Annotated in this window: 10 protein-coding genes and 1 pseudogene; 2 read left to right on the top strand and 9 right to left on the bottom strand. The window is 67.9% G+C overall.

Going from position 1 to position 16,732, the window contains the following annotated elements; genetic code table 11:
• Positions 1-177 precede the first annotated feature (177 nt).
• The 3 genes from QFZ76_RS37795 to ngcE are packed head-to-tail and all read right to left on the bottom strand — an operon-like array spanning position 178 to position 3,500.
• Positions 178-1,098 (bottom strand): carbohydrate ABC transporter permease, encoded by a 921-nt coding sequence (locus QFZ76_RS37795; RefSeq protein ID WP_307677881.1) that lies wholly within the window; start codon positions 1,096-1,098, stop codon positions 178-180.
• Between the two features lie 4 nt (positions 1,099-1,102).
• On the bottom strand, positions 1,103-2,029 hold the full coding sequence (locus QFZ76_RS37790) for a carbohydrate ABC transporter permease (protein ID WP_307677880.1): 927 nt from the start codon (positions 2,027-2,029) through the stop codon (positions 1,103-1,105).
• Positions 2,030-2,045: 16 nt separating this feature from the next.
• The gene (gene ngcE / locus QFZ76_RS37785) at positions 2,046-3,500 is read right to left on the bottom strand and encodes an N-acetylglucosamine/diacetylchitobiose ABC transporter substrate-binding protein (RefSeq protein WP_307677879.1); all 1,455 of its coding nucleotides are present in this window, start codon (positions 3,498-3,500) and stop codon (positions 2,046-2,048) included.
• A gap of 483 nt (positions 3,501-3,983) precedes the next feature.
• Between ngcE and QFZ76_RS37780 the strand changes: the two genes are divergently transcribed.
• Complete coding sequence (locus tag QFZ76_RS37780) at positions 3,984-7,730, top strand: GH92 family glycosyl hydrolase (RefSeq protein WP_307680241.1); 3,747 nt, start codon at positions 3,984-3,986, stop codon at positions 7,728-7,730.
• 21 nt (positions 7,731-7,751) lie between these two features.
• Positions 7,752-9,725 carry an alpha-glucuronidase gene (locus tag QFZ76_RS37775; RefSeq protein WP_307677878.1) on the top strand — a complete coding sequence of 658 codons (1,974 nt, stop codon included), beginning with the start codon at positions 7,752-7,754 and terminating at the stop codon, positions 9,723-9,725.
• 32 nt (positions 9,726-9,757) lie between these two features.
• On the opposite strand, the pseudogene QFZ76_RS37770 reads toward QFZ76_RS37775, so the two are convergent.
• The 6 genes and pseudogenes from QFZ76_RS37770 to QFZ76_RS37745 form a co-directional block, all read right to left on the bottom strand.
• A pseudogene (locus QFZ76_RS37770) lies at positions 9,758-11,736 on the bottom strand (beta-galactosidase).
• Positions 11,733-12,416 (bottom strand): DUF624 domain-containing protein, encoded by a 684-nt coding sequence (locus QFZ76_RS37765; protein ID WP_307677877.1) that lies wholly within the window; start codon positions 12,414-12,416, stop codon positions 11,733-11,735. The pseudogene QFZ76_RS37770 and the gene QFZ76_RS37765 overlap by 4 nt, the downstream one beginning before the upstream one ends.
• Positions 12,413-12,907 (bottom strand): hypothetical protein, encoded by a 495-nt coding sequence (locus QFZ76_RS37760; RefSeq protein ID WP_307677876.1) that lies wholly within the window; start codon positions 12,905-12,907, stop codon positions 12,413-12,415. The genes QFZ76_RS37765 and QFZ76_RS37760 overlap by 4 nt, the downstream gene beginning before the upstream one ends.
• Entirely contained in the window at positions 12,904-14,559 is a 1,656-nt protein-coding gene (locus tag QFZ76_RS37755; protein ID WP_307677875.1) for an extracellular solute-binding protein, read from the bottom strand. The genes QFZ76_RS37760 and QFZ76_RS37755 overlap by 4 nt, the downstream gene beginning before the upstream one ends.
• Positions 14,560-14,596: 37 nt before the next feature.
• Entirely contained in the window at positions 14,597-15,478 is an 882-nt protein-coding gene (locus QFZ76_RS37750) for a carbohydrate ABC transporter permease (RefSeq protein ID WP_307677874.1), read from the bottom strand.
• Positions 15,472-16,467, bottom strand: coding sequence for a sugar ABC transporter permease (locus tag QFZ76_RS37745; RefSeq protein WP_307677873.1), 996 nt, complete (start codon positions 16,465-16,467; stop codon positions 15,472-15,474). The genes QFZ76_RS37750 and QFZ76_RS37745 overlap by 7 nt, the downstream gene beginning before the upstream one ends.
• Positions 16,468-16,732 lie beyond the last annotated feature (265 nt).

Raw genomic sequence — 16,732 nt, 5'->3', positions numbered from 1 at the left:
TCCTGCGCGCGGGACCGCTTCAATGAGGCCCCGTCTATGTCCAACTAGTGAACTCTAAGCTGAGCCGTTCGGGTTGCCTCCCGTCAAGAGGTTGAACCGCATCCGCGTTCATGTACACAAACACGGCCACCGCTTCCGGAAGATCCGGAAGCGGTGGCCGTACGGGTGAGGGCGCCCTTACTTCAGCGCCCCCGCGGTCAGTCCCTGCACCACCTGACGCTGGAAGATGATGTACGCCGCGAGCACCGGCAGCATCGCCATCACCAGGCCCGCGAACAGTCCCGACCAGTCGCCCTTGTACCCCTGGCTGACCGCCAGCTGCACCAGGCCCTGGGTGAGGACGCGCTTGTCCGGATCGGTGTTCAGCACCGTGGGCAGCATGTACTGGTTCCACTGCCCGAGGAAGTTGAAGATCCCCACGCTGATCAGGCCGGGCTTGGCCATGGGCAGCATGATCTGGAAGAACGTCCGGGAGTGCGAGGCCCCGTCCACGAAGGCCGCCTCCGCCACCGAACTCGGCAACGTGCGGAAGAACGCGGTCAGGAAGAACACCGTGAACGGGAGCGAGTAGGCGATGTAGACCAGGATCAGGCCGTGGATCGTGTTCAGCAGGCCCATGTTGTTCACGACGTAGAACAGCGGGACCAGTGCGAGCATGACCGGGAAACTCATGCCGCCGATGAACAAGTAGTAGATGAACCGGTTGCCCGGGAAGTCGAAGCGGGCCAGGACATAGGCCGCCATCGATCCGAGCACCAGCGTGCCGATGAGCGAACCCCCCACCACCAGAATGGTGTTGAGGAAGTAGTCGCTCATGTTGGCCTCGGTCCAGGCCCGCGACCAGTTGTCGAAGTGCAGTGTGTCCGGCAGCGACCAGGGCGAGCCGAAGATGGAGCTGTCGTCCTTGAAGGACGTCATCACCGCCCACAGCAACGGCATCACGACCAGGATCGCCCAGATGACCAGGATCCCGTGCGAGAAGACGTTGAGGGTGGTGCCCTCCTTCTTCTCCTTTCGGGGCGGGCCGGCCGCGGAGTCGACCTTGGCGACGGGGACACCGGGCTCGGCCGGAACGGGGGCGGGGGTCTCGGTCTTCATCTGATCAGTACTCCAGCCGCTCGCGCCGGCCCAGCCGCATCACGAGGGCGGCGAAGGCCAGCGTGACGACGAGAAGGGCGACGCCGATGGTGGTGGCATAGGCGGCCTGCCCGTCGCGGAACGCCTTCTGGTACACGTACAGGACCATGACGGTGGTCGAGTAGTCGGGACCGCCGGGACCGGTCGTCATGATCTGTACGACCGCGAACGACTCGGCGCCCAGGGCGAGGATGCCCATGTAGACCCAGCCGGACTGCACGGTGTCCCACAGCAGCGGCAGGGTGATCCGGAAGAACGTGGTGGCGCGGCCCGCCCCGTCGAGCAGGGCGGCCTCGTACAGGTCCGCCGGGATGGAGGCCATCCCGGCGGAGAACAGGACCACGAAGAAGCCGACCGTGGACCACACCAGCACGGCCATCACGCACCACAGGGCCAGGCTCGGGTCGCCCAGCCACAGGGGCTGGACGCTGTCGAGCCCGATCCCGCGCAGCAGCGAGTTGATGGCGCCGCTGTCCGGGTTGTACGCGAAGGCGAACAGCAGGGCGACGATCGCGATCGAGAGCACCTGCGGGAAGAAGTAGACGATCTTGTAGAAGGAAGAGCCCCGGACGCCGGAAATGACCGGTCCGCCCTTCCTTCTCCGGCCACCGACATTGATCATGAAGGCGAAGAACAACGCCAGACTGATCGTCACCAGCGGCAGCACGAGCGCGAACATCAAGCTGTGCTGCAAGGACTTCCAGAAGATCTCGTCGTCCAGCATCCTCCGGTAATTGTCCAGGCCGACCATCTTGAATTCGGGGCTCAGGCCGGTCCAGTCCGTGAACGAGTAGTAAATGGACTGGATGAACGGCCAGATCACGAATAGCGCGTACAGTCCGAGGGGCAGCGCCAAAAACCCCACGATGAACCGGTACTTGCCGTGCTGCATCGCTTCTCCGGTCCGTTTACTGGTGCTTGTAGTGCTTGATCGACGTGTCCTTGGCGGTCTCGTCGGCGTAGGCCTGGATCTTCTTCATCGCCTCGGCCGGAGTAAGACGGCCGGCCATCATCTCGCCGAGTCCGGACACCCCGATCTTCTCCTTCTGCAACTGCACGTACCAGTCCTGCATACGCGGGTTCACCACGTTGTCGCCGGCCTTCTCCAGCGCCGCGACACCGGACTTGAGGCCCGGGGTGAGGGTGATGCCCTCGGTGCCGCCGTTGTACGCGGTCAGCGACTTGACCTTGCTGGTGAAGTTCTTCGAGGACGCCTCGCTGAGCATGATGCGCAGCTGCTCCATACCGCCGGCGCCGTTCTTCGCCTTGGCCGGGACGATGAAGGGTTCACCGCCGGAGGCCCAGATGGTGCCGAAGGGCATCTTGTCGGAGGAGTCGATGCCGGTGGGCGCGGAGACGGCGAGGTTGAAGTCGGCCGGGATGACGTTCGCCGACTCGTTCTCCACCCAGGAGCCGTTCGGGATGAACAGCGCCTTGCCCTTGGCCCACGCGGTCTGCGACTGGATGTGGTCCAGACCAGGGGTGCCCTTGAGGATGTAGCCCTTCTTGTAGAGCTCGTAGTAGGCCTCGAAGCACGCCTTGACCGCGGGGTGCTTCCAGGCGTTCGGCTCCAGGTTGTCGATGGCGTCGAGGACTTCGACGCCCCCGACCTTGCCGATCATCGGGTACAGCGAGAAGGGCAGGTAGTACGGGTACTTGCCCGCGTACGTCCAGCCCGCCATGCCCTTCTTCTTGGCCTTCTCGCAGACCGCGAGCATCTCGTCCCAGGTCTCGGGATACGTGGCGTCGAGCGAGTCCAGGGCCTTCTGCGAGTACCAGACGCCGTACACCGTGTAGGCGTAGTACATGATCCAGACCGGGTCGCCCTCCAACTGGCCCATCTCCACGATGCCAGGGCGCAGCGTGTCGCGGACCTTCTTGTTCGGGTCGTCGTAGGACGGGGCGTCGAGGAGCGCGGTGAGGTCGGTGAGCTGGTTCTTGCCGGCCAGGACGCCCATGTCCATCTGCTCGGCGCCGGAGTTGTCGATGAGGTCCGGCGGGGTGCCCTGGTTGAACCGGGGCTGGAGGGTGGACTGGATCTTCTGGGTGGCGGAGAACTTCACCTTGGCCTTGGGGAAGTTCTTCTCGTAGATCTTCACGGCGTCCTCGGCGTACTCCTTGCCGAAGCCGCCGTCGAACAGGACGAATTCCATCCCCGCGGTGTCGTTCACACCCAGCGGGTTCTTCGCGGTCTTCTCTCCGCTCTCGGCCTTGTCCCCGTTGTCGTCGCCGCCACTGCTGGCGCACGCCGACAGGAAGCTCATCGTGGGGACGGAGATCAGGCCCAGCGCGGCGGACCGCTTGATCAGATCGCGGCGGCCGACGCCACCGGTGCCGTTGTTCTCGGCGGAAGTGGATCCCATGCTCAAGTCCTCGCCTTCTCCAGGACTCAGGCGGTGTACCGGATCCTCCCGGGCACCGCGGTCAGGTCAAGCAGGTTCGTGCGGATCATGACGTGCGGATCGTGACGTGCGGATCGTGACGTGCGGATCGTGACGTGCGGATCGTGACGTGCGGATCGTGTGAATCGTCGACAGGTATAGTCCACTTCAGGTCGCTGGAGCAAGATCGAATGCAAGGTTGGCTGCGGGTCTTTCCCGAGTTGAGACCTCCCGGAAATATGAGCGACCTGTGTGCACCTTGCCGGAAAAATCCCTGACATAGAGCCCGAATGCCACAGTCAACACCCTTGACATCACAGTTCACTTGAGCCACAACTGATCCTTGCGCAGAGCAGTTGACAACGTTGTCCACACACGCGCAGGGGAGAGTGCTCGCGTATGCAGCAGCACAGGGTTCGGCACAGACGTGGTGCGGCGGTCCGGGTGTCGGTGGCCGCCCTGATCATGACGGTGGGCTCGCAGGGCGCGGCGGTCGCCCTGCCTGAGGCACCCGCCGCGGCCGACCGGTCCTTCGCCTCGTCCTTCGAGACGGGCGACCCGGCACCCGACTGGCTCAACACCGTCGACACCGCCCCCGACGGCGGCAAACGGGCCTCAGGCGTCGACGGCGGCTACAGCACCGGCATCCCCGGCAACGTCACCGACCACGTCACGGACGTCCGGGCGAGCGCCGAGAACACCGGCGGCGGCGAGGTGAAGGAGAACCTCGTGGACGGCGAGCCGGGCACCAAATGGCTGGCCTTCGAGCCGACCGGCTGGGCCGAGTTCGACCTGGACAAGCCGGTGAAGGTGGTGACGTACGCACTCACTTCCGCGAACGACTTCGCCGAGCGCGACCCGAAGGACTGGACGCTCCAGGGCTCCGCGGACGGCACGGAGTGGAAGTCCCTCGACACCCGCTCCGGCGAGTCGTTCGAAGAGCGGTTCCTGACGAAGACGTACGACCTCGCGGAGCCGGTCGCCGAGTACCGGCACTTCCGGCTCGACGTCACGAAGAACAACGGCGCCTCCGGAGTGTTACAGCTCGCCGACGTCCAGTTCTCCACCGGCGGCAGCGACGGTCCGGTCCCGCAGGACATGCTCTCGCTGGTCGACCGCGGCCCGAGCGGCTCGCCGACCGCGAAGGCGGGCGCGGGCTTCACCGGCAAGCGGGCACTGCGGTACGCCGGCAGGCACACGGCCGACGGACGGGCGTACTCGTACAACAAGGTCTTCGACGTGGACGTGGCGGTTCGCCGGGACACGGCGCTGTCGTACCGGGTCTTCCCGTCGATGGCGGACGGCGACCGGGACTACGACGCCACGAACGTCTCCGTGGACCTGGTCTTCACCGACGGCACCCAGCTGAGCGGGCTGGGAGCCACCGACCAGCACGGGTTCGGGCTGTCGCCGCGGGCGCAGGGGGCCGCCAAGGTGCTCTACGTCAACCACTGGAACAACGTGGTCTCGCGGATCGGGTCGGTCGCGGCTGGGAAGAGGGTCGACCGGATCCTGGTGGCGTACGACTCCCCCGCGGGCCCGGCGAGGTTCCGGGGCTGGCTCGACGACGTGAGGATCGAGCCGGTCACCCCGGAGAAGCCGAAGGCCCATCTGTCCGACTACGCGCTCACCACCCGCGGCACCAACTCCAGCGGAGGTTTCTCGCGCGGCAACAACTTCCCGGCGACGGCCGTCCCGCACGGCTTCAACTTCTGGACGCCGGTGACCAACGCCTCCTCGCTGAGCTGGCTGTACGACTACGCGCGAGCGAACAACGCGGACAACCTGCCGACCGTCCAGGCGTTCAGCGCGAGCCATGAGCCCAGCCCCTGGATGGGCGACCGGCAGACCTTCCAGGTGATGCCGTCCGCCGCGCCCGGCACCCCGGACACCGGCCGTGAGGCCCGCGAGCTGGCCTTCCGGCACGAGAACGAGACCGCGCGGCCGTACTACTACGGCGTGCGCTTCGAGAACGGCCTGAAGGCGGAGATGGCGCCGACGGACCACGCGGCGGCGCTCCGCTTCACCTACCCCGGCGACGACGCGAGCGTGCTCTTCGACAACGTGACCGACCAGGCGGGGCTGACCCTGGACAAGGCCGCGGGGGTCGTCACCGGGTACTCGGACGTGAAGTCGGGACTGTCGACGGGCGCCACCCGGCTGTTCGTGTACGGCGTGTTCGACAAGCCGGTGACCGAAGGCACCTCCAACGGGGTCAAGGGCCATCTGCGCTTCGACGCCGGCGACGACCGCACGGTCACGCTCCGTCTGGCCACCTCGCTGATCAGCCTGGATCAGGCGAAGGACAACCTGCGCCAGGAGATCCCGGACGGCACCTCCTTCGACGCGGTCAAGTCGCGCGCCCAGAAAAAGTGGGACCGGATCCTCGGCAAGGTCGAGGTCGAGGGCGCGACGCCGGACCAGCTGACCACGCTGTACTCCAGCCTGTACCGGCTGTACCTGTACCCCAACTCGGGCTTCGAGAAGGTCGGTTCGAAGTACCAGTACGCCTCTCCCTTCTCGCCGATGCCGGGCCCCGACACGCCGACGCACACCGGCGCGAAGATCGTGGACGGCAAGGTGTACGTCAACAACGGTTTCTGGGACACCTACCGGACGACCTGGCCCGCATACTCACTGCTGACGCCCGATCAGACGGGCGAGATGGTCGACGGGTTCGTGCAGCAGTACAAGGACGGCGGCTGGACCTCGCGCTGGTCCTCGCCCGGGTACGCGGACCTGATGACCGGCACCTCCTCGGACGTGGCCTTCGCGGACGCGTACGTCAAGGGCGTCGACTTCGACGCGAAGGCGGCGTACGACGCGGCCCTGAAGAACGCCACGGTCGTGCCCCCGTCGCCCGGCGTGGGCCGCAAGGGCATGGCGACCTCGCCCTTCCTCGGCTACACCAGCACCGACACCCACGAGGGCCTGTCGTGGGCGCTGGAGGGCTACCTCAACGACTACGGCATCGCGCGGATGGGCCAGGCGCTGTACCGGAAGACCGGCGAGAAGCGGTACCAGGAGGAGTCGGAGTACTTCCTCGACCGGGCCCAGGACTACGTGAACCTGTTCGACTCCAAGGCCGGCTTCTTCCAGGGCCGGGACCCGAAGGGCGACTGGCGGGTCGAGTCGTCCGCGTACGACCCGCGGGTGTGGGGCTACGACTACACCGAGACGAACGGCTGGGGGTACGCCTTCACCGCACCCCAGGACTCGCGCGGACTCGCCAACCTGTACGGCGGACGCTCCGGGCTCGCGGAGAAGCTCGACACGTACTTCGCGACACCGGAGACCGCCTCGCCCGAGTTCGTCGGCTCGTACAGGGGCGTCATCCACGAGATGACCGAGGCCCGTGACGTCCGGATGGGCATGTACGGGCACTCCAACCAGGTCGCCCACCACGTCAACTACATGTACGACGCGGCCGGACAGCCCTGGAAGGCCCAGCGGAACGTGCGCGAGGTGCTGTCACGGCTGTACACCGGCAGCGAGATCGGACAGGGCTATCACGGCGACGAGGACAACGGCGAGCAGTCCGCCTGGTTCCTGTTCTCGGCGCTCGGCTTCTACCCGTTGGTCATGGGCAGCGGTGAATACGCCGTCGGGTCACCGTTGTTCACGAAGGCGACCGTTCATCTGGAGAACGGCGAGGATCTGGTGGTGCGGGCGCCGAAGAACAGCGCGCGGAATGTGTACGTGCAGGGGCTGAGGGTCAACGGCCGTTCCTGGTCGTCGACTTCCCTGCCCCACACGCTGCTCGCCCGCGGTGGCGTTCTGGACTTCGACATGGGTCCGCGGCCCTCTTCGTGGGGTACGGGCAAGAACGCGACCCCCGTGTCGATCACCAAGGACGACAAGGTGCCGGCCCCGCGTGCGGACGTGCTGAAGGGCGAGGGTGCCCTGTTCGACGACACGTCGGCGACCGAAGCCCCGGTGTCCACGGTCGAGTTGCCGATCGCCGGGGATGCGAGGGCGGTGCAGTACACGCTGACGTCGTCGTCGGACCGCACGAAGGCACCGACCGGGTGGATGCTCCAGGGCTCGGCCGACGGAACCAGGTGGAAGACCCTCGACGAACGCTCCGGGGAGTCCTTCACGTGGGACAGACAGACACGTGCGTTCTCGGTGAAAGCCCCGGGTAACTACGAGAAGTACCGTCTGGTCGTCGACGGCGAGGCGGTGGTGTCCGAGGTCGAACTGCTCGCCTGAGCAGCCGAGTTGGGGGTCCTCATGCCGCTTCCCGTGCCCGTACCGCCCGAGGGTGTCGACCCGGCCTGGCTGCCACCGGACGCCTTCCGGGCGGTCGGGACCCGGCGGACGCTGATCCGAGGATCCGGGCTGCTGGTGGACTCGGCGCACGCGGAAGTGGCGGAGGCCTGCGCCCGGTTCGGTGGTCGTGTCGTACGCGACGCCGGGCCGGGCGCTCCTTCGTACGACCTGGTGCTGGAGCTGACGGGCACCGACGGCACCGAGGCGTTCACGTACGTGCGCGAGGGCGGCCGTACGACCGTCACCGCGTCGGGACAGGCCGGGCTCCTGTACGGGTTGTTCCATGTCGTACGGCTCGGCGAGGACGCCTTCACGGGTGAGTGCCCACAGGAGGAACACCGTCCGGCACTGGCGCTGCGGATGCTGGACCACTGGGACAACGTGTCGGTGCACCCGGTCATGGGGCAGGTGGAGCGCGGGTACGCCGGCGGGTCGCTGTTCTGGCAGGACGGGCGGGCGCGCGGCGACCTGGAGCGGGTGCGGGCGTACGGCCGGCTGCTGGCGGCCTGTGGAATCAACGCCGTGGCGGTGAACAACGTCAACGTGCACGACACCGAGGCACACCTGCTCACGGACCGGATCGGTGAAGTCGCCGAGATCGCGGGTGCGTTGAGGCCGTACGGCATCAGGACGCATCTGTCGGTGAGCTTCGCCGCGCCGATGGTGCTCGGCGGGCTGCCGACGGCCGATCCGCTGGACGCCTCGGTACGGGCGTGGTGGGCCGGGGCGACGGCGCGGGTGTACGAGGAGATCGAGGACTTCGGCGGGTACGTGGTGAAGGCCGACTCCGAGGGCCAGCCCGGCCCGTTCGCGTACGGCCGCAGCCACGCCGACGGGGCGAACCTGCTCGCCGCCGCGCTCGAACCGTACGGCGGCACCGTGCACTGGCGGGCCTTCGTCTACGACCACCGCCAGGACTGGCGGGACCGGACGACGGACCGGGCGCGGGCCGCGTACGACCACTTCACTCCGCTGGACGGGGAGTTCGCGTCGAACGCCGTGCTCCAGGTCAAGCACGGGCCGATGGACTTCCAGGTACGGGAGCCGGTGTCCCCGCTGATCGGCGCGATGCCGCGGACCCGGCTCGCGGTGGAGGTGCAGGCCACGCAGGAGTACACCGGGCAGCAGCGGCATGTGTGCTGGCTGGGGCCCATGTGGAGTGAGGTGCTGCGGTCCCGGGTGGACGGCGAGACGGAGGTCGGCTCGCTGGCGCGGGGTGGGCTGGTGGCGGTGTCCAACGCGGGCGACGACCCCTTCTGGACCGGGCATCCGCTCGCCCAGGCGAACCTCTACACCTTCGGGCGGCTGGCCTGGCGGCCGGACGCTGATCCGGACGGCGTTCTCGACGAGTGGATCCGGCTCACCTTCGGGACGGGTCCTGCGGCGGGACTGCGCGCGGTGCTGGCAGGCTCCTGGCGCACGTACGAGAAGTACACCGCGCCGCTCGGCGTGGGCTTCATGGTCCAGCCTGGGCACCACTACGGGCCGAGCGTCGACGGCTACGAGTACAGCCCCTGGGGGACCTACCACTTCGCCGACCGGAACGGCGTCGGCGTCGACCGGAGCGCGGCGACGGGCACGGGGTTCGCGGCGCAGTACGCCAAGCCCTGGTGCGAGGTGTACGAGTCGCCCGACACCTGCCCCGACGAACTGCTGCTGTTCTTCCACCACGTGTCGTACGACCACGTACTGCACAGCGGGAAGACGGTGATCCAGCACATCTACGACACGCACTTCGAGGGCGTCGAGGAGGTGGAGGAGGCCCGGGAGGTGTGGGTTTCGCTGGCGGGCGTGATCGATCCGGCGCGCCACGCGCGGGGGGTGGAGCGTTACGAGGAGCAGCTCCGCAGTGCCCGCGAGTGGCGCGATCAGATCAACAGCTACTTCTTCCGGAAGTCGGGTGTGCCGGACGCGCAGGGGCGCCGCATCTGTTGATCTGCTCTGTTGATCTGCTCTGTTGATCTGCTCTATTGCATGCGCAGGATCGCTGTGCCGAGTGGGTCGAGGGTAAGTGGTTCCCCCTGTTCGACCCGCTTGCCGGTCAGCAGGTCGGTGGCGGTGGCGTGGGCGGTCAGGTGGGCGGGGTCGGTGGTGTGGTTGAGGAGGAAGAGGAGGCCGGTTCCGTCCGGGGCGACGCGGGTCGCGGACTCCAGGCCCGGCTGGTCGGCGTACGGGCCGAGCAGGTGGTGGCGGGCGAGAATGCGGCGTACGACGTGGTCCACGCCCGGCTGGTCGAGGGCGGTGGCGACGTACCAGCCCTCGCCCTCGCCCTCGCCTTCGCCGAACCGGTTCCGGGTCACGGCCGGGGTACCCGCGTAGAAGTCGGTGCCGTAGGTGGCGACCGGCTCGGCGCCGCGTGGCTGCACGATCTCGAAGACGAGACGGGCCTCCGCCCCCAGCTCGGGGACGGTCTGGACGAACTCCGGCGCGCGGGAGTCCCATTCGTCGATCCGGATGCCCATGAGGGGGGCGAGCGGGCCGGGGACGTCGGTGAGGAACGCGCGGTCGTGTTCGTCGACGCGGCCGGAGAGGAAGGTGGTCAGGACAGTGCCACCTCGTGCGGCCACCGCCTCCAGGCGAGCCGCCAGGTCGCCCTTGATCATGTGCAGGGCGGGGGCGAGGACCACGTCGTACGGGGTGAGGTCGGCGGTCTGGGGGATCACGTCCACGTCGGCGCCGGCCTCGCGGGCGGCACGGTAATAGGCGTGGACGGTGTCCTGGTAGCGGACGAGGCGGGAGGGGCCGTCGGAGATCTCCAGGGCCCACCAGCTGTCCCAGTCGAAGACCAGGGCGGTGCGGGCGGGGGTGCGGGCGCCGAGGCTCGCGTCTCCTAGCAGCTCCAACTCCCTTCCCAGGTCGGCTACTTCGCGGAAGACGCGGGTGTCGTCGCGGCTGGCGTGGCCGATGACCGCCCCGTGGTACTTCTCGCAGGCGCCGCGGGAGGCGCGCATCTGGAAGTACAGGGCCGCGTCGGCGCCGTGGGCGACGGCCTGGAAGGTGGCGAGGCGGAGTTCGCCGGGGCGCCTGAGGGGGTTGACGTCGCGGCAGGCGGTGGTGGACGGGGTCTGTTCCATCAGCCAGAAGGGGGCGCCGCCCTTGAGGCCGCGCATCAGGTCGTGGGCGAGGGCGGGCCAGGTGGGCGGTGCGTCGAGGGGCGGGTAGCTGTCCCAGGAGGCGAAGTCGAGGTGGGGCGCCCAGCGGTGGTAGTCGAGGGGGCGGTACATGCCCATGAAGTTGGTGGTGACGGGGGTGTCCGGGTCGTGGGCGCGGATCGCGTCCTTCTCGGCGAGGAAGCAGCCGAGGAGGGCGTCGGTGGTGAAGCGGAAGTAGTCGAGGGTGGTGCCCTGGAAGGCGGTGTGGTCGGGGCCGCGCCAGTGTTCGGTGAGGGCGTTCGGGGGCTCGATCTCGGCCCAGGTGGTGCACCAGGCGTGTACTTCTCGCGGAGCCAGTCCCTGAAGGCCTCGGCGCACAGCTCGCAGTAACAGGCGCCGCCGTACTCGTTGTTGATGTGCCAGGAGAGCAACGCCGGATGCCGGGCGTATCGTTCGGCGAGGCGGGCGGCCATCGCCGTGGCCTGGCGGCGGTACGCCGGTGAGCTGGGGCAGAAGTTGTGGCGCTGTCCGTAGCGGTGCCGGCGGCCCTCGAAGTCGGTGCGGTTGACCTCGGGGTACTTCTTCGCGAGCCAGGGCGGGAGGGCGGCGGTGCCGGTGGCGAGGCAGACTCGGCGGCCCTCGGCGGCGGCACGGTCGAGGATGCGGTCGAGGACCGTGAAGTCGTGGGTGTCCTCAGCGGGCTGGGTGAGCGACCAGGAGAAGACGCCGACGGTGAGGGTGTCGATGCGGGCCGTCTCGAAAAGGCGGTGGTCCTCGTCCCAGACCTCCTCCGGCCACTGCTCGGGGTTGTAGTCACCGCCGTACGGGATCTTGGGAGTGCCGGGCACGGTCATGCGGTGAAGTCCTCCTGGGTCTCGGCGATCACCGGGCGGCCGCTGTGGAGCAGGGACAGCAGCAGCGGGGCGGCCAGCAGGGCGGGCAGGGCCTCGGTCAGCAGGGCGGTCAGTCCGGCGGCCAGGACGAGCAGCGAGGCGGCGCCGAGGGTGGCGCGGCCGTGCCGGAACAGGAAGTACGCGGCGAGGCGGGCCGTGTCGCGGGTACGGAAGGCGAAGAGCGAGGTGAGCACCAGGGCGTGCGCGCCCCAGAGGAGGGAGCCGGCGCCGACGGCCGCGAGCAGCACCGCCCACCAGCCGGGCAGGCCGGTGGCGGAGAAGTGGGTGAGGGTGAAGGCGAGGACGGTCAGCCAGGCGAGCAGCGGCGTCCACAGCTTCAGGGCCGGGAGGGCGTTGAGCCGCCAGCCCCGCCAGTAGGTGCGGGCCGGGTGGAGGTCGGTGAGGTCCCGGTCGCGGTGGTGGAGGGCGTACAGGGCGGCGGACAGGGCCGGGCCGAGGGGCAGGAGGCACAGGGCGGCCAGGGGGAGGTTGGCGGCGTCGGGGCCCACCAGCAGCAGTCCGGCCAGGCCCGGCGCGGCGGCGGCGAGCAGCAGCGCTTCGACGGTGACGAGGGTGTGGATCAGGGCGGCGGCCCGGGAGAGGACGCCCTCCCCGAAGGTGACGGACGTGCTGGTGCTCACTGCGGCTCCTTCCCCAGAGGCCGCCGCTCGTCCGTCCACGGCGGTGCCTCGTCCTCGACGGGGGTCACCTCGACGAGGGTGACCTCATGGCGGCTCGGTGTCAGGTCCAGGTCCACCCGGCCGTCCTGGGCCGGCAGCCTCAGGTGCGGGCGGGCGGGCTCGGCGGCTTCGTGCAGTACGTCGATCTGGTGCGGGCGGGGCGAACGCGGGCCGGCCATGCGCTGCCAGGCCGTACGGGCGTTACCGTGCTCCTCGTCCACGAGCGAGCGTCGTACGAAGGCCTCCCGTGCGGCGACGGGGACGGACCGGCGCGGTGCGTGCCGCTCGGACCCGGGCGTCTCGCCGCTCGCGTCGACCGGCGCCCGGGCGAGGACGGTCACCCGGCCGTCGCCGTGCCGCGTGACCAGGGCAAGATCGAGGCGGCCGGTGCCGACGCGGAACCGCCAGGCGCCGGAGAGCCGGCCGCTCGACCCGGCGGGCACACGGCTCACCCGTTCTCCTTCTTGAAGCGGTCCTGCGCCTTGTTGTGCAGGTCGACCAGCCGGTCCATGTTCTTCGCCTTCAACTCGGCGACATAGGCGTCCCATTCGGACAGCGGGCGCTTGCCGAGGGCGAACTTCAGGGTGTTCTGGGTGACGTGGTCCCGGAGCGGGGTGTCCCAGAGCGTCGCCTGCTCCTGCTCGAAGGACTGGAGCGGGTGCGCCGGGGCGATGGGCAGCTCTCTGCGCTCCGCCATGGCGGCCTGGAACTTCTTCTCGTCCGGGCTGAAGGAGGAGGAGACCAGTGCCCAACTGCCGCCGTAGGTGAAGACGCCGTTGAAGAAGCCGTAGTCCTTCTGCAGGTCCTTCGGGGCGTCCGGGTCGGAGCCCATGAGGCTGATGCCCGACTCCAGCTTCGGGGTGCCGCCGGACTCGGTGTACGTGACGCCCTGGACACCCCACTTGCAGAACTTCTGGCCCTCGTCCGAGTACCAGAGCCAGTCCACGAACTGCATCATCGCGACGAAGCTGTCACTCTTGAGCGCCTTGCTGGAGATCATGACGCCGTTCTCGAGGCGACTGCCGCCGATGAGGACCGGCCCCGCCGGTCCGAGCGGCACCGGGATCATCTCGATCTTCGCGCCCTCGACCTGCTTCTCCAGGTTGTAGCGGTAGTTCTGCACCAGCTCCTGCGGGTTGGCGCTGATCGCGAAGGACTTCTCGCCGAGCAGCTTCTGCACCGCGGCGTCGTCGGTCTGGGTGAAGCTCTCCGGGTCCATCAGCTTCTCGGCGACCAGTTTTCTCAGGAACTCGACCGTCCGGCGGTAGCCGTCCTGCGCGCCGGTGAAGACGAACTTCTGCGCTGTGGAGTCATAGCTGATGTTGTCGTACGTCCAGCCCGCCCTGACCCCGTGCGCCTGCCCGAGGTAGCTGAGGAGGGCGGCCACGGGGTACGGGGTGTTGATGCTCCAGCGGTCGGAGAAGGGGTAGCGGTCCGGGTACTCCGCCCTGATCGCCTTGAAGACCTCGTACACCTCGTCCCAGGTGGTGGGCAGGCTCAGGCCGAGCCTGTCGAGGACGTCCGTGCGGAAGGACAGCGAGTAGCCGGACTTGGCCTTCTCGTGCAGACCGGGCAACAGGTAGTACTTGCCGTCGGACTGCCGGATGGAGTCGAGCTCGGGCTCAAGACGCCACTTCTTCACCTTCGCCCGGTAGTTGGGCATCAGGTGCACGTAGTCGCTGACCGGCAGGATCGCGCCGGAGGACACGAAGGCGACCTCCGCCGGGTGGTACGTCTTGGGGATGAGGAACGGGGCGTCGCCCGCGCCGATCAGGACGCTGCGCTTCTTCTCGTAGTCCACGAGCGGGACGTCGACCGGCTTCAGGGTGACACCGGTGCGCTTGGTGAGCTCCTTCCAGAACAGCCAGCTGTCCTTCGTCGGATAGACCGGGTTGTTGTTGTGCAGGACCGAGAAGGACAGCGCCTTGGCGGCCTTGAACTGCTGGCCGGCGCGGTACTCCTTCATCGCCCCGTTCTGCTTCTTCGCCAGGTCCTTGGAGTCCCCGCCGTCGTCCCCGCTGCCGCAGCCGGTGAGGGTGGCGAGGCCGATGAATCCTGCGGCGGCCAGAATCTGACGCCGGGACAACTCTCCTGCGTTCGTCACGGATACTCCTTTGTTCCGTAAGTGAATTGAGGTGCCGTCAGCCCTTGACCGCGCCGAGCATCACGCCCGAGACGAAGTACCGCTGGACGAACGGGTACACGCAGAGGATCGGCAGCGCGGTGAGCACGATCGTGACCGACTGGATGTTCGCCCCGACCTGGCTGAGCTGCTCGGTGGCGGCACCGGCGTTGCCGCCGCCGGTGGCGCCCGAGATGAGGTTGCGCAGATAGACGGTGGCCGGCATCAGCTCGGTGCTGTCCATGTACAGGAACGCCGCGAACCAGGAGTTCCAGAAGGCCACCGAGTAGAACAGGATCATCGTCGCGACGACCGCCTTGGACAGCGGCAGCACGATCCGCAGGAGGATGCCGTACGTGCTGAGGCCGTCGATCTGCGCGGCCTCCTCCAGATCGGTCGGCAGGCTCTCGAAGAAGGCCTTCATCACCAGGAGGTTGAAGACGCTGATCGCGTTCGGGATCGCCAGCGCCCAGATGGTGTTCTTCATGCCGAGGCTGCTGATCAGCACGTAGTTGGGGATCAGACCGCCGGTGAAGAACATGGTGAACACGGCGATGCCGACGAGCAGTCCGCGCCCGCGCAGCTGCTTCTTCGACAGGACGTAGGCGTAACAGGTCGTCAGGACCATGGCGATGACGGTGGACACGACCGTGTAGAGCACGGTGTTGCCGTAGTTCCGCCAGAACATCGAGTCCTGGAACACGATCTTGTATGTGGTCAGGTTGAAGCCCTTGGGCCACAACGCCACCTCGCCGGCCCGGATCTGCCGTTCTCCGCTGAAGGACCGCGCGACGATGTTCACGAACGGGTACAGGGTCACGATCACGACGAGGGTGAGGATCACCCCGTTGACGCCCTGGAAGACGCGGTATCCACGCGTGGGCCGGTTGACGCTCACCACAGGCTCGTCCCCACCGTGCGGCGCGAGAGCTGGTTGGCGGAGAAGATCAGCACCAGGCCGATGACCGCCTCGAACAGGCCGATGGCGGCGGCGTAGCTGAAGCTGTTGGACTCGACACCGGTCCGGTAGACGTACGTGGAGATCACGTCGGCCTTCGGATACGTCAGCGGGTTGTACAGCAGCAGAACCTTCTCGAAGCCGACCGCCATGAACGTGCCGATGTTGAGGATCAGCAGCGTGATCATCGTGGGCCGGATGCCGGGCAGGGTGACGTGCCAGATCTGCTGCCAGCGGTTGGCACCGTCGATGCGCGCGGCCTCGTACAGGTCCTCGTGGACCGTGGTGAGCGCGGCGAGGTAGAGGATCGTGCCCCAGCCGGCGGTCTGCCAGATCTCGGAGCCGACGTAGATCGTGCGGAACCACTCCGGTTCCTGGATGAACCGGATCGGCTCGTGCCCGAACCAGCCGAGCGCGTGGTTGACCGGGCCGTCCGTGGCGAGCATCTGCATCGTGATGCCCGCGACGATCACGATCGACAGGAAGTGCGGAAGGTACGACACCGACTGCACGAACCGCTTCAGCGAGCGTCTGCGCACCTCGTTGAGGAGCAGCGCCAGCACGATCGGGATCGGGAAGCAGAAGACCAGTGTGAGTCCGCCGAGCCACAGGGTGTTGCGGAACACCTGCCAGAAGGTGGGGTCGGTGAGGAACATGCGCACATAGCGCAGCCCCACCCACTGCTCGCCGAAGATCGAGCCGCCCGGCTCGAAGCGCCGGAAGGCGATGACGTTGCCGATCATCGGCAGATAGCGGAAGACCAGGAAGAACAGCAGCGGCAGCACCGCCAGCGAGTACAGCTGCCAGTCCCGGCGCAGGGTCCGCCGCCATCCGGGGCGCGCGGCCTTTCGCGTACGGCGGCGGGGCGCGGCCCGGGCCGGAGGGGGGTCCTGGGTGCCCGGCGGTGGGGCCGACGTGGTGGACGTGCTCATGCTCGGGCCTCCCGTGGCATGGGACGCGGAACCGAAACTTTCGAGCTCTTACCGGTAACTTCGCGGCAACTTAGGGGCAGCAGAAAGCGCTGTCAATGGGAGCTGCAGTGGGGAAAGTTGAGCCATGAGACGACTGCGCCGCCCTGGATTCACCTCGGGACGAGGGTGGAAGAGATGAAGGGATCGGCGCGATCGCGACGGAACTTTCCGACTTGTGGCCGCAACGATCGGACCGAGCCGCCCCGTTGACGCCTGTGAGGTGCCG

The organism is Streptomyces sp. V4I2 (assembly GCF_030817655.1).
GTDB classification, from domain to species: domain Bacteria; phylum Actinomycetota; class Actinomycetes; order Streptomycetales; family Streptomycetaceae; genus Streptomyces; species Streptomyces plumbiresistens.
Note: the sequence above shows the minus strand (reverse complement) of the source record. Positions and strands in the feature narration are given on the sequence as shown.